Genomic DNA, 12,634 nt, shown 5'->3' with positions numbered 1-12,634 from the left:
GTCCATGTTAATTCTTAGAGTCAGCTCTAAGTCAAGCATCTGCCGCAGGCTGCGCATCAACACATCAATTCCCGCCGCATATACAAAGGGGAGGGCACGCCACCGCCGGGGATAGAAGTCACATACAAACCCGCAAGTTAATCGAATCTTTGACCGACGGGAAAAGGGTGAACGTTTTCATCGTCAACGGCGCTCCTTATTAACGCGAACACTGAAAACCAGACGTTTAAACCACGCCTTTTTGTTTTTCGGCGGCGGCTATTGTAAAATGGGAAAGAATAATTCCGACAGGGGGTGAACGCGCTTATGCTTTTGCGGCAGATGAAATACTTCACGGCGGTCGTGGAATGCGGCAGCTTTACCGAGGCCGCGGAGGAATGCTTTATCTCGCAGTCGGCGGTTTCGCAGCAGATCCAGGCATTGGAAAACGACCTGGGAGTAAAGCTGCTGCACAGGGAAAGCAGAGGCTTTTCCCTGACTCCTGCGGGGGAATATTTTTATCGCCGCGCGAGGGAGCTGCTCGCCGATGCGGAAACCATGCGCCGCGAGACCGTGCGCATCGGCCTCGGGGAACGGCGGCTGCGCGTCGGTTATCTCAAGTGCTACGGCGGACAGGAGCTGCTTCAGGCAGCGGCGGATTTTTCCCGGGATCACCCCGAGGTTTCGCTGCAAACCATTAGCGGCACCCACGAGGAGCTCTACGACGCACTGCGCGAGGGGACGGCCGATCTGGTCTTGAGCGACCAGCGACGGGCATTTTCGGATGAATATGTAAACTTTCACCTGCTCCGCTGCGGCTGCTTCGCGGAGCTGTCTCCGGCGGAGCCGCTCGCCGCGAAGGAATACGCGGCGCTCGAAGAGCTCAGGGAAATGGCTTGTATCCTCGTATCATCGAAGGAACAGCGGCGCGGCGAAGAGGAGTTTTACCGCGGCGCGCTTGGCTTCGCCGGCAAATTTATCTTTGCCGAAACTCTCGAGGAGGGCCGTTTTATGGCCGCCGGCAGGAAGGGCTTTATGCCGGTAGCGGCCGTAGGCACGCTTCCGCCGCCCGCCTCCTCGATCGTCAGACTGCCGATCCGGAATGCCGACGGCCCGCTGCGCCGTAACTACTGCGCATTCTGGAAAAAGGACACGGAAAACCCCTACGCGGAGCTTTTCGCGGAGATACTTTACAAACTGCTCAATAAATAGGCGAAATAAGCGCGCCCTTATGCCGCCTCCGTCAGATGACGGGAGGCGTTTTTTGTTGCCGCGATTCGCATAAGTAAAACTTATTGATCGCATCAGCAGTTGGAATTGCTGTTTTCCAGCCTTCTTTTACAATTGTCTCAGCACAGACGAAAGAATATGAAGGAGAATGAATATGGCGATCACAGCGGCGGCTAAAGAATATCACGAGAGGATGTTTCCCGGTTATCGTTCCACATTTCTCGACACGGACCCGGAATTTATCGAAAGATTTGATAATTTTGCCTTTGACGAGGTGGTAAACAGCGACGACCTTGACGGGAGGACGCGCATGACGGCGATACTCGCGTCGCTGGTCGGCTGTCAGGGGATCGACGAATACCGCGCGATACTGCCGGCGGCGCTGAACTTCGGCGTGACGCCGACGGAGGCTAAGGAGATGCTCTACCAGGCGGCGGCCTATCTCGGCATCGGGAGGTTATATCCCTTTCTGCGCGCCGCCAACGAAATACTAGCGGAGCGCGGCGTCCGGCTGCCTCTGCCGGGGCAGTCGACGACGGCGGCGGAGGAACGGCTGGCGGCCGGAGAGCGGGCGCAGATCGAGATCTTCGGCGACGGTATGAAGGATTTTTGGAGGTCAGGGCCGGAAGACAGCCGTCACATCAACCGCTGGCTGACGGACAACTGCTTCGGCGACTGGTACACGCGCGGCGGCCTTGACCTTCGGCGGCGCGAGATGCTGACCTTCTGTTTTCTCGCGGCACAGGGCGGCTGCGAAAGACAGCTTGCCTCCCATATCGCGGCGAATATCCGCCTCGGCAGCGGCAAAGAGTTTCTTATCAAGGTCATATCCCAGTGCATACCCTTTATCGGTTATCCGCGCGCGCTGAACGCGCTGGACTGCATAAATAAAATTTCTGAATAAATACAGGAGGAGATCACAATGAAAAAACGTACTTGGCTCATCACGGGCGTCAGCAGCGGTTTCGGCTATGAAATGAGCAGGCAGCTCCTGGAACGGGGGGACCGCGTCGTCGGCACTGTGCGCGGCCGTGACAGGGTCGCGGCGCTCATTGAGAAGTATCCGGACACCTTTGACTGCGGGCTTCTCGACGTCACCGACGTTCCCGCGATCCACAGGTTCGTCGACGATGCTTTCAGGAAGCACGGCAGGATAGACGTCGTCGTCAGCAACGCGGGCTACGGGCTCTTCGGCGCCGCAGAGGAGCTTTCGGACGCGGAGATAGACCACATTATCGCCACGAATCTCACCGGTTCCATCCAGCTGATAAGGTCGGCTCTGCCGCACCTCCGCGCGCAGGGCGGCGGCCGCGTCATCCAGATGTCGACCTACGGCGGGCAGGTCGCCTTTGCCGGCAATTCTCTCTACCACGCCACGAAGTTCGGCATCGAGGGCTTCTGCGAATCGATCGCGCAGGAGGCCGCGCCCTTCAACATCGGCGTGACGCTCGTGGAACCCGGCGGAGCCCGCACCGAGTTCCGCTATGGGAGCGCGAAGGTGGCGAAGATGATGGTGGAATATGAGGGCAATCCGGCCCACGCCTTCCTCAAGATGCTGGACGCCGCGAACGGCCTGGCCCCAGGCGATCCCGTCCGCATGGCGGCCCGCATCATTGAGAGCGCGGATAAGGAACCCGCACCGCTGCGGATGGTGCTCGGCTCACAGGCGCTTGACCGCACGATCTCCACTCTCAGGGCACGCCTCGCCGATTTTGAAGAACAGAGAGAGCTCGCGGCCTCGACTGATTTTCCCGAGGGCGAATAGGCGGCGGACCATGAAGAAAAAGCTGCTGCTTCCGGCGGTCTTTGCGCTCTTACTCCTGGCCGCGGCCTCTCTGCCGGTGGACGTTCCCGCAGCGCCGGGGTCAAAACCGGCGTTGATCCCGACGCGGCGGACGTGACGCTCTACACTCCGTGGAACACGCTAGTCTTTTACTACAAGGACTTCGGCTACAATGAGGACCTCGTGCCCATGGGACATGTCGAGTCCGGCATGGAGCTGCTGGCGGCTATGGGAGATAAGTTCACTGTGGCGATGGAACTTATGGATGAGGGAAGCGCGAAACACCCGGCGGCAAAATCCACAGCCGTGAGGATGACCGCTAACGGCACGACCGTCACGGCGACGAGGTGCAGATGAAGATAGAGGTCGTAGAATAGGCAAAAAAGAGACAAATAAGGGGCTGCCGGTGATTGCAATAAAGGCGCCCCCTTTCGCTGTGCGCTCGGTTTATTTCAGGTTTTTAAGCCACTCCGACACATCCGGCGCGCAATCCTGGACATCGTTTCTGGAGATGCTGATCCCGTTCCTGTCCACGGCGGCACGCGGCTGCAGTTTTGCGATCGTCTCGACGGTGCCGGAAAAACCGCTGCCGCCGTGGGTGACGAATGGGATGACCCTTTTGCCGGAGAGGTCTGCATTCTCTAAAAAGGAGTAGAGGATCATCGGCATATCGCCCCACCAATTCGGATAACCGGCGAAGACCACGGTGCTGTTATCTTCCTCTCTCGTCATATTGCCGGTCTTGCCGGTCTCAGGTTAAGGCTTAGAGCAGGCTCTAAGTCAACAGATAAAACGCCGGATGAAGAGGCGATTCTATCCGGCGTTTTATCTGTGTTTCGCATCAAACTGCGTGATCCCGACTTTGGCACTTTCTCCGCGCAAACATCGGCGGCGGTTGGGGGAAAAATATTAAAGCGGCGGCGCTTCGCGAGGGAGGCGCCGCCGCTTTTTGAAGGCGGATTATTGTCGGGAGGTCCGTTACTTCAGGTTCGCGGTGAAGAAATCGTTCAGTTTGTCAAACGGTATGAGGTCTGTCTTGTCATAAAGGTCGACATGGCCCGCGCCCTTTACATAGTGGAGCTCCTTTGGTTCCGCGGAGCGCTTGTAGGCGTCTTCGCTGAACTCTTTAGAGTGCGCCTGGTCGCCCGTTATGAAGAGCATCGGGCGCGGGGAGATCGTCTCTATATCCTCAAAAGGATAGAAGTTCATGAACTTTACCGCGCTTGCGAAGGTCGGGTGCGTCGTGGTATTGAGGTCCTGGCCTTTGCCCGCCGCGGCTCCGCGCGTCGTGCGGTAAAAATCGTAAAATTCCTGCTGGATGGGATCGGTCTGCGCGTCAAGCGTGTGCGTCGTGCCGCCCAGGAGCCTGCGCTTTCCGCCCTGGAACTCGGCGTAGCGCTGCTGTGCCGCGGCGGCGATATAAGCCTTTCTCTGCTCCACAGTCTGCGACTTATTAAGCGCGTTACGCATGGCCTGCCCCATATCGTACATCGATACCGTGGCTACGGCCTTGATGCGCGGGTCGATCTTCGCGGCGCTTATGAGGAACGAACCGCTGCCGCAGATGCCTATGCCGCCGATCCTCTCACGGTCGACGAAATCGCGCGTCCCAAGGTAATCGACCGCGGCCATGAAGGCTTCGGAGTAGAGGTCGGGGTTGACGCTGTTGCGCGGCGTACCGTCGCTCGAGCCCCAGAAAGGCAGGTCGACAGCGAGCGCGGCAAATCCGCGGTCTGCCATCTTCTGCGCGTAAAGCGCCGCGCTCTGCTCCTTCACGGCGCCCATCGGGTGGCCGACAACGATCGCGGGGAGCTTCTGCCCCTGCTTGTAGGATTTTGGTACAAAGAGTCTGCCGGCGACCTTCATGTCGAACTGATTTTTGAACGAGACGTCTTTCGCCGTTACTTTGTCGCTCTTATAGAAGTTGTCCGCGCCGTGGTCGGCGTATTGCGGAGCCGGAGCCTGTTTAGGGAGCGGGGCAAACCACGGGTCCGCGTCAGCGGCGAACGCGGCGTTCGCCGATACCAGGGCCAGCGCCGAGATCAGCGCGATGGCCGCGGCAAGAAAAATTTTTTGTGCAAGGTCGATCGTCATTTGTTTTACTTCCTCTCTTTATTTTGATTTTGTTTTGTTTCTTGAAAAGGTGATCTTTATGCCGTCTTTGCCCGAGAGCGCCGATACGGTTTCCGCGCCCTCTATTTTTCCTAACGGCGTATAGCTGTAAGCCGTCGGGAACGTTTTGTAAAAAACGACGAGACAGTCCGCTCCGAACAGCATGATATCCCCCGCGCGTATGGTGCCCGGTGCGGAGGCCTTAGCAGGCAGCGCTCCGTCCAGATACGCAAATTTTTCATTCTCGTTCAGATCCTTCATCTCCAGCGTAAACGGCATCTTTTTTAACAGAGCCGCCGCTGCGGGACCGTCGTTCAGCTCTGCCGTGAAACTTTTGCCTCCCGCCGTGAGCAGTATCTTTTCAGCGGCGCCCGCGTCTCCGGTAAGACAGCAGATGGCTGAGAACGCCAGCATCAGCAGCGCTGCCGCGGTCGTTTTTTTCATAACTCACCCTCCTTCGCGTTTGCTGCGAAAATTATATGACGGGACAATATCAATAGCAAATACTTATTATAAATGATTAATAATGCTTACAAGCTATGATAAATTCGACAAAAAATCAGCGGCCGTGATGAGAGCTGACAAATAAAAAACACGCCGCAAAGCTGCGGCGCGCGGCATCTTGGGAGTAATACAGCGGGGCCTTTTCCATTACACCGCGCAGGTCCGGCGTCGGCTTTTTGAAATTCTTCGCGCCTTCGCAAGCGGTCTGTCCGATAAGTTCACGGCATTCCCCTTCCCGGCGCTGAGCCGTCCGTTGTCTTTGTTGCCGGCGGGTCTAACGTTCGTACGTCTCCCGCATCTTATTAAGGAATATCTTCGCGGCTTGGGAAAATATCTGGAACTTTTTCCAGACGAAATAGGAGCTCGTTTCCACCGCCGGATAGAGCGGCTTGAAGCAGAGAACGCTGTCATTCCCGGTTGGGGCAAGTTTGTCGAGCGTCAGCGCATAGCCCATACCCTCTTCGACCATCAGCGTGGTGTTATAGAGGAGGTTATATGTCCCGACTATATTGAGCTCCCTGCCCTTGAGCCATTTTTTCAGCCCCTCCGCGCTCTGCTCCTCCTGCTGCGATACGAGCAGCGGCAGATCCTTCAGTTCGGCGGCGGTTATCCGCTCATGGCTGACGAGCAGGCTGTCTTTTCGCATCAGCAGGCCCCAGACGTCTTTTCCCGGCAGCTCTATATAGTTGAAGTCCCTTTTGTCGAAGGGGTCCATTAATACGCAGAAATCAAGCAGTCCCTTTTCAAGGCGCAGCCGCAGGTCTTCCGCGTTGCCGCTGGATAGGTGATAGCAAAGGTTGTGATAATCCTGCTGCAGCTCCTTCGCCGTCTTTGCGACGATGCGCATCGTTTCCGTCTCCGCGCATCCGATATAGATATCGCCCTTGGCAAGATAGTCCGGCGTCTTTACCTCCTGCTCGGCCCTGTCCGCGAGCATCACGATCTCCTCGGCGCGCCGGCGGAAGAGCGAGCCCTTGTCTGTCAGCGTTACTTTCCGCTTACCCCTTATCAGCAGTTGAGTCCCCAGCTCCGCCTCGAGCTCCGAGAGCTGCCGCGACAGCGTCGGCTGGGTAACGCACAGCACCCTGGCGGCCTTTGTGATGTTCTGTTCCTTCGCGACGGCCAGAAAATATCGAAAAAGCCTGAGTTCCATGACGATCCCGCCTTTAAGTTTTTCTTAGATTATAGAAATGGGAATCATGCTTTGCAAGCATTTTATATGATTATTAATAAGTATTTGCTATTATTTTCAGGCTGAAATAAAATCGCCTCAGAAAAAATCATATCATGATTTCAAGAAGGGAAATGATACCATGCGCAAAACATTTTTCTCAGCGCGCCTGCTGAGTCTCCTGCTGGTTTTCGCCGGATGCGGCGTCGTCGGCGCGGCATGTCCCGCCCCGGCCCAAGCCGCTCCCGCGCCCGTAAAGGCGCAGGGCGCAGAAAAATATTCGACACGCCGGATAGCGGGCGGCACGAAGGTCCGGCTCGTAGTCGGGGACAAGGTCATCCCCGCGACGCTGAACGACAGCCGTTCGGCGAAGGAACTTATATCGCGCCTGCCGTACACGGTGAGCATGAGCAAATATTCTCACGATTACTGCGGCGTCATGGCCCGGCCGCTATCCTACGATAAAAAGGATGTGCACAACGGATGGCTCAACGGCGATATCGACTTTGCGACAGACGGGAATTATTTTACGATCCTCTATAAGGACGAAGATATCTCAAAGCAGTTCGGCTTCCAGGTCAACATCGGGGTGATAGACGCGCCGCTTTCCGTGATGGATACGCTCCCGGGCTCGATCGAGATGCGCATCGAATTGGCAAAATAGGCCGGCAGAGCGAAGGCGCGGAGATCCGTAAACAGACATCTCCGCGCCGAGGCGAGTTCACGGCAAGATGTACCTTTGGGGCAGGCCCCACTCGCGTTTCGCATCAAACTATGCCGTTAACCTCCGTCCGCCATCCGCCTATTTCCCCTTCGCCGCGGCTTTGTAGTCCTCCTCCGTCACCGGTTCCAGCCAGGACCAGACGGCCTTCCCTCTTGGCGGAAGTGCCTCCAGTTTATTACCGGCATGAAACAGGGCGGCGGGGCTTTGGCGTATATCTTCGGCGAAGCGCTCGGTGTGTGTGCCTTTTATCGTCAGATGCTTATCAGTTCGTATTTCGCGCTGCCCAGCCCTATCTCCTCGGCGTATTCGAGCTGGCGGCGGCCTTTGAAGCGCGCGCCGGCCGCCGCCGCGGCGTCGAGACAGGCGGCGTCGAGCGCCACAGGGTCAGCCGAGGCGAATATGCCAACGTCCGGGATGAGCGGGGACATCTTTTTGCCGATACAGTCGCAGTTGGCCGTTACGTTCATTGCGTAGCTGACGTAGATATTCCTGCGTCCAAGCGCGGCGGCGTAAGCGTACTCCGCGAGGCGTTCGAGGAAATCGCCGCGCCGCAGCAGCGCGTGCACGATGCTTTTCGGCGTGTAGATGGAGACGGCCTTATGCGGGCAGAGCGCGAAACAAGCGCCGCAGCCGATGCATTTCGCAGCGTCGATGCGGTATGCGCCATCTTTGGCGATAGCATGGACCGGGCAGTTGGCCGCGCAGAGGCCGCACCGCCTGCAGAGCGGCCGGAAGATGAACGGCTTTATGCCCATGTGCATCGCGAGCTTGCCGCCCTTTGCGGCAAACCCCATCGAAAGCTGTTTTATCGCGCCGCCGAAGCCGGCTATCCTGTGTCCTTTGAAATGCGACAGCACGACGAACCGGCTGAAATCGCGGAACGCCGCGCCCAACTTGCAGCTCTTGAAATGCTTTTTCCCGATAGGGACCTCGTAAAACGATTCGCCCGCTTCGCCGTCCGCAATGACGACGGGCAGGCGCGTGAAGCTGTGCTCCGCGGCGAGCCGCATGTGGCTTTCACGCCTCATGCGCGGGCCGGCATAGAGCACGGAAGTTTCCATGAACGATGAGGCGACGCCGCGCGCAAGCAGCGCGTCGATTATGCCGTCGTACAGCGCCGGCCGGATGAAGCTCTCGTTGCCGCGCTCGCCGAAATGTACCTTCAAAGGCACGCTGCGCCCGAAAGGTATGCCCTCGCGCTCGGAGACGGTAAGCATCAGCCGCGCCGCGGCCTCCGAAGCGTCGTACTCGGAACGTAATTTTCCTGAGCCGGTAAAATAAACGCTCGGCATACGCCGCCCTCCCTTCCGGGCTATGTCAGGAACACAAAAAACGCACGTTTATTATAACAATATTTATACCTATATAAAAATACGATTTTTCCGGCCATTTACGATATTTCGCCCGGCGTAAGGCCGTATCTCTTGCGGAACATCTTGATAAAATGACCGGCGTTTGAGTAACCCGCCATCCACACGACGTCCTTCACCTTGTATTTCCCGCTCGAAAGCAGGCTGTGGGCCAGCTCCATACGCTTTTCGACCATATATTCATATACCGTACATCCGAAACAATTCTTGAACCCCCGCTTCAGCTTCGTCTCGCTCATATGACACTCTTTGGCGATCTGCGAAATGGTGAGCGGGAGAAGAAACTGCTCGTCGATACGCTCCCGCGCCTGCCGGAGACAGCGGCGGTCTTCTCTGGAAACGTCGCCTTTCTTCTCTTTCCGCCCGATCACCTCGCTGCAGAATACAGACAAAAGCTCAAGAGCCTTCCCCTCCAGAAACAACTTCCTTAACTTATAGTCCGGGGGACACTCCGTGAGCTGTCGGATAAGCAGCCGGAGATGCGGCGTGCCGGCAAAGACGCGCGTCCGGATCATATCGCCCGAATCAAGCAGGCGCACATCCTTAAGGCACTCGATAACGTCGGCAAAACGCTCCCGTCCCAAAGAGAGGCTCAAAGCCCGATACGGTCCGCGCGGGAAAAAACTGTCGCATTTGCGCATAACGCCGCACTGCAGGCTGCATTCAGCCGGCGCGAGCTGATGCGGGCGCGCGCCGTTTCCGTAACTCCATTCGCAGTTGCCCTGCAGACAGAAGGCGATTTGCAGAACGTCCCGATCCTGATATTCTTCACGAAAAAATGTGTCTTTCGCAAATGACATCTCCGAACAAATCAGGGACAAACCGGGAGAGACGGCATCCGCCGCCACCCTGCCGCCGGCGATATTTTCGGGAATTTCCAACCGGCCGCCATCGCAGTTCTGCTCGGCGGTGTTTTCGGGAGAGTTGGATGCGACAAAAGAGCGCGGCGCGAAATCCTGTTGGGAAAACTGTATGATCACAAAAAAGCGCTCCTTTGCCGCGGTCGGAAATTAGTTAGCGTTAACTAACTCAATGTAGTGTAACATACCCCCGCGGCAAAAGGCAAACGACGGCATACGGCTTTTATGACAAGATATGCCGGATCCGAACATGCAGACACCCGATTCGGCCACAAATACGCAGCCGGTTCTGTTATTCTGCAATGCGGTTAGCTTGCACTAACTAAAAAATTTCGGGAGGGATCCACGGTGCGGAACCGTAAAATACCACAATTTTTTTCTCTGTTATTGATACTTACTTTGGCGATATTCGCGGCCGGCGGGTGCGGCGGCGGTTCAGGCGGCGAGTCAGGCTTCTCCGGCGGGAGCGGCACTGCGGAAAATCCATGGCGGATCGGGACGGCGGCGCAGTTGAACAACGTCCGCAATCATCTTAAGGCGCACTTCATCCTGGCCGCCGATATAGATATGTCCAAGTATGAAAACTGGGAGCCTATCGGCAAATTCGCGGGGACGGCGGAAGACCCCGACATGCCGGACCCCTCCGTGGCCTTCACCGGGACCTTCAACGGCGGCGGGCACACGATCTCCAATTTGAAGATCAATGACACCGCGACGGCGCGGGGCGTCGGCCTCTTCGGCTGCACCGCCGGAAGCGCCATGATAAGCGACCTCACAATCAAAAACGCAGCCGTCTCCGCCAAAGCGGGCAGCGGCGTCGCCGCCGTGGTCGGCATGGCGCTTCAGACAAACGATGCCGCAATCAAAAACGTCGTGCTGGTGGGAGACAACACAATCTCCGGCATCAGCATGGTCGGAGGCATCATCGGAGGCGGCTATTGCGGCGTTGAAAGCTGTACAGCGTCAGCCGACATCGTCCTGCTGTCAGGCACGGGAAACAGCGCCGGCATCCTTGCCGGAGGCATGAGCGACATGGGGACCGGCTGCTCTATCGTGAGCTGCGACGTCACAGGAGGGGCTATCAGCGTGGGCGACGGCTCCGGGGGCGGCGTCAGCGTCGTCGGCGGCCTGGCCGGCTGCGCGACCGACTACAGCGCGGTCAAAAATTGTTCCGTAAAGAACGTAACGATCACCGTACCGAAGGGCTCCGTCATGATCGGCGGGCTCGTCGGCGCGTCCGGTAAGATCACGGAGGGAGCGATGACCTCCGACGCAAAAGGCTTTACCCTGGTCGAGAATTGCACCGCCAGCGGCATCACAGTCAATGCCGCCGGAGCCTCCCGCGTGGGCGGCATAGTAGGCAGCGGCTTCTATTACTCGACGGAACCTTATCTGAGCTACTACCCGGTCCCCGCCTCGATGCGGATCGTGAATTGTGCCGTCGACGGAACGATCACCGGCGGCGAGGCGGTCGGCTCCATCGCAGGCTACATCTACCGCAACAGCTCCGTCACCGCCTGCCGCGCCGCTGTCGCCGGATTGCAGCAGGCCGGCGCGGCGGATGCGGAGCGGGTTCTTGCTCTTGATGATATGAGCGGCATGATTATGTCGGTAAGTGAGAAGATCACGCGAATTTCCGCCGGTAAGAACCAAAATAAAAAAGAAGACGTTTCAACAAACAAACGCAGCGGCAATGTCGCCTTTGCCGGCGGCTCCGGTTCCGCGGGCGATCCTTGGCTGGTTTCCAATGCCGAACAGCTTGACTCGGTGCGCAATGATTTGACCGCGCACTATCAGTTGACCGCCGATATAGATCTGTCCGAGAATAAAAGCTGGACGCCTATCGGCAAATTCGCGGGGACGGCGGAAGACCCCGACATGCCGGACCCCTCCGTGGCCTTCACCGGGACCTTCAACGGCGGCAGGCACACGATCTCCAATTTGAAGATCAATGACGCCGCGACGGCGCGGGGCGTCGGCCTCTTCGGCTGCACCGCCGGAAGCGCCGTGATAAGCGACCTCACAGTCAAAAACGCAGCCGTCTCCGCCAAAGCGGGCAACGGCGTCGCCGCCGTGGTCGGCATGGCGCTTCAGACAAACGATGCCGCAATCAAAAACGTCGCGCTGGTGGGAGACAACACAATCTCCGGCATCAGCATGGTCGGAGGCATCGTCGGAGGCTGCTATTGCGGCGTTGAAAGCTGCACGGCGTCGGCAGACATAGTCCTGCTGTCAGGCGCGGGAAACAGCGCCGGCATCCTTGCCGGAGGCATGAGCGACATGGGGACCGGCTGCTCTATCGTGAGCTGCGACGTCACCGGAGGGGCTATCAGCGTGAGCGACGGCTCCGGGGGCAGCGTCAGCGTCGTCGGAGGCCTGGCCGGCTGCGCGACGGATTACAAAGCGATCAAAAATTGTTCCGTAGACAACGTAACGATCACCGCGCCGAAGGGCTCCGTCATGATCGGCGGGCTCGTCGGCGCGGCGGGCAAGATCACGGAGGGAGCGATGGCCGCCGACGCAAGGAGCGCCACGTTGATAGAAGGCTGCGCCGTCAGCGGGCTTACGATGAAAGCGGACGGAGCTTCGCGTATCGGCGGCATAGTAGGCAGCGGCTTCTATTTCTCGACGGAACCTTATCTGAGCTACTACCCGGTCCCCGCCGCGATGCAGATCGTGAACTGCTCCGCAGGCGGAACGATCACCGGCGGCGAGGCGGTCGGCTCCATCGTAGGCTACATCTACCGCAACAGCTCCGTCACCGCCTGCCGCGGTGCGATCACTGGACTGCAGCCGGCCGGCGCGGCAGAGGCGGCGCAGGTCATAGCGTTGGAAAAATGCAGGTAAAAATACTGTAAAGACAGTTCTAATACCACTGCGCGAGTAGGCAGTCCCCAAGAG

At 58.0% G+C, this 12,634-nt stretch carries 13 protein-coding genes; 7 read left to right on the top strand and 6 right to left on the bottom strand.

The window, feature by feature from the left end; genetic code table 11:
- Positions 1–306 precede the first annotated feature (306 nt).
- The 5 genes from CLOEV_RS01600 (at position 307) to CLOEV_RS01585 (ending at position 3,349) form a co-directional block, all read left to right on the top strand.
- Positions 307–1,191 (top strand): LysR family transcriptional regulator, encoded by an 885-nt coding sequence (locus CLOEV_RS01600; protein ID WP_034441494.1) that lies wholly within the window; start codon positions 307–309, stop codon positions 1,189–1,191.
- A 172-nt stretch (positions 1,192–1,363) separates the two neighbouring features.
- Positions 1,364–2,113: a carboxymuconolactone decarboxylase family protein gene (locus CLOEV_RS01595; RefSeq protein ID WP_034441493.1), complete on the top strand. Its 750-nt coding sequence runs from the start codon at positions 1,364–1,366 to the stop codon at positions 2,111–2,113.
- An 18-nt stretch (positions 2,114–2,131) separates the two neighbouring features.
- A complete protein-coding gene (locus CLOEV_RS01590) occupies positions 2,132–2,974 on the top strand; it encodes an SDR family oxidoreductase (RefSeq protein WP_034441491.1) in 843 nt (280 codons plus the stop codon).
- 10 nt (positions 2,975–2,984) lie between these two features.
- Positions 2,985–3,110, top strand: coding sequence for a hypothetical protein (locus tag CLOEV_RS17365; RefSeq protein ID WP_281172926.1), 126 nt, complete (start codon positions 2,985–2,987; stop codon positions 3,108–3,110).
- Positions 3,107–3,349, top strand: a complete 243-nt coding sequence (locus CLOEV_RS01585) for a cyclophilin-like fold protein (protein ID WP_034441490.1) — start codon at positions 3,107–3,109, stop codon at positions 3,347–3,349. The genes CLOEV_RS17365 and CLOEV_RS01585 overlap by 4 nt, the downstream gene beginning before the upstream one ends.
- A gap of 90 nt (positions 3,350–3,439) precedes the next feature.
- Here CLOEV_RS01585 and CLOEV_RS01580 read toward each other — a convergent pair whose 3' ends face one another.
- From CLOEV_RS01580 to CLOEV_RS01565, 4 genes are all read right to left on the bottom strand, one after another.
- Complete coding sequence (locus tag CLOEV_RS01580) at positions 3,440–3,724, bottom strand: flavodoxin (protein ID WP_051484809.1); 285 nt, start codon at positions 3,722–3,724, stop codon at positions 3,440–3,442.
- A gap of 246 nt (positions 3,725–3,970) precedes the next feature.
- Positions 3,971–5,086, bottom strand: coding sequence for an alpha/beta hydrolase (locus CLOEV_RS01575; RefSeq protein WP_051484808.1), 1,116 nt, complete (start codon positions 5,084–5,086; stop codon positions 3,971–3,973).
- A gap of 18 nt (positions 5,087–5,104) precedes the next feature.
- Positions 5,105–5,548, bottom strand: coding sequence for a cyclophilin-like fold protein (locus CLOEV_RS01570; protein ID WP_051484807.1), 444 nt, complete (start codon positions 5,546–5,548; stop codon positions 5,105–5,107).
- 334 nt (positions 5,549–5,882) lie between these two features.
- Positions 5,883–6,761, bottom strand: a complete 879-nt coding sequence (locus CLOEV_RS01565) for a LysR family transcriptional regulator (protein WP_034441488.1) — start codon at positions 6,759–6,761, stop codon at positions 5,883–5,885.
- 160 nt (positions 6,762–6,921) lie between these two features.
- Here CLOEV_RS01565 and CLOEV_RS01560 point away from each other — a divergent pair, with 160 nt between their 5' ends.
- Positions 6,922–7,443, top strand: a complete 522-nt coding sequence (locus CLOEV_RS01560; RefSeq protein WP_008708978.1) for a cyclophilin-like fold protein — start codon at positions 6,922–6,924, stop codon at positions 7,441–7,443.
- Between the two features lie 311 nt (positions 7,444–7,754).
- Here the strand turns inward: CLOEV_RS01560 and CLOEV_RS01555 are convergent, their stop codons facing one another.
- Together CLOEV_RS01555 and CLOEV_RS15635 are read right to left on the bottom strand one after the other, a co-directional pair.
- Positions 7,755–8,795: a DUF362 domain-containing protein gene (locus tag CLOEV_RS01555; protein WP_034441487.1), complete on the bottom strand. Its 1,041-nt coding sequence runs from the start codon at positions 8,793–8,795 to the stop codon at positions 7,755–7,757.
- Between the two features lie 98 nt (positions 8,796–8,893).
- On the bottom strand, positions 8,894–9,853 hold the full coding sequence (locus tag CLOEV_RS15635; RefSeq protein ID WP_051484806.1) for a helix-turn-helix domain-containing protein: 960 nt from the start codon (positions 9,851–9,853) through the stop codon (positions 8,894–8,896).
- Between the two features lie 228 nt (positions 9,854–10,081).
- On the opposite strand from CLOEV_RS15635, the gene CLOEV_RS15630 reads away from it, so the two are divergent.
- Positions 10,082–12,580 carry a GLUG motif-containing protein gene (locus CLOEV_RS15630; RefSeq protein ID WP_051484805.1) on the top strand — a complete coding sequence of 833 codons (2,499 nt, stop codon included), beginning with the start codon at positions 10,082–10,084 and terminating at the stop codon, positions 12,578–12,580.
- Positions 12,581–12,634 lie beyond the last annotated feature (54 nt).

This window comes from Cloacibacillus evryensis DSM 19522 (assembly GCF_000585335.1).
GTDB lineage: Bacteria > Synergistota > Synergistia > Synergistales > Synergistaceae > Cloacibacillus > Cloacibacillus evryensis.
This window is presented reverse-complemented; position numbering and strand designations above follow the sequence as displayed.

Excerpts from the sequence above, each read along its gene's own strand:
- CLOEV_RS01560 (WP_008708978.1), top strand. The coding sequence starts at position 6,922 with ATGCGCAAAACATTTTTCTCAGCGCGCCTGCTGAGTCTCCTGCTGGTT.
- CLOEV_RS01575 (WP_051484808.1), bottom strand. The coding sequence starts at position 5,086 with ATGACGATCGACCTTGCACAAAAAATTTTTCTTGCCGCGGCCATCGCG.
- CLOEV_RS01580 (WP_051484809.1), bottom strand. The coding sequence starts at position 3,724 with ATGACGAGAGAGGAAGATAACAGCACCGTGGTCTTCGCCGGTTATCCG.
- CLOEV_RS01570 (WP_051484807.1), bottom strand. The coding sequence starts at position 5,548 with ATGAAAAAAACGACCGCGGCAGCGCTGCTGATGCTGGCGTTCTCAGCC.
- CLOEV_RS01590 (WP_034441491.1), top strand. The coding sequence starts at position 2,132 with ATGAAAAAACGTACTTGGCTCATCACGGGCGTCAGCAGCGGTTTCGGC.
- CLOEV_RS17365 (WP_281172926.1), top strand. The coding sequence starts at position 2,985 with ATGAAGAAAAAGCTGCTGCTTCCGGCGGTCTTTGCGCTCTTACTCCTG.
- CLOEV_RS01595 (WP_034441493.1), top strand. The coding sequence starts at position 1,364 with ATGGCGATCACAGCGGCGGCTAAAGAATATCACGAGAGGATGTTTCCC.
- CLOEV_RS01565 (WP_034441488.1), bottom strand. The coding sequence starts at position 6,761 with ATGGAACTCAGGCTTTTTCGATATTTTCTGGCCGTCGCGAAGGAACAG.
- CLOEV_RS01555 (WP_034441487.1), bottom strand. The coding sequence starts at position 8,795 with ATGCCGAGCGTTTATTTTACCGGCTCAGGAAAATTACGTTCCGAGTAC.
- CLOEV_RS01600 (WP_034441494.1), top strand. The coding sequence starts at position 307 with ATGCTTTTGCGGCAGATGAAATACTTCACGGCGGTCGTGGAATGCGGC.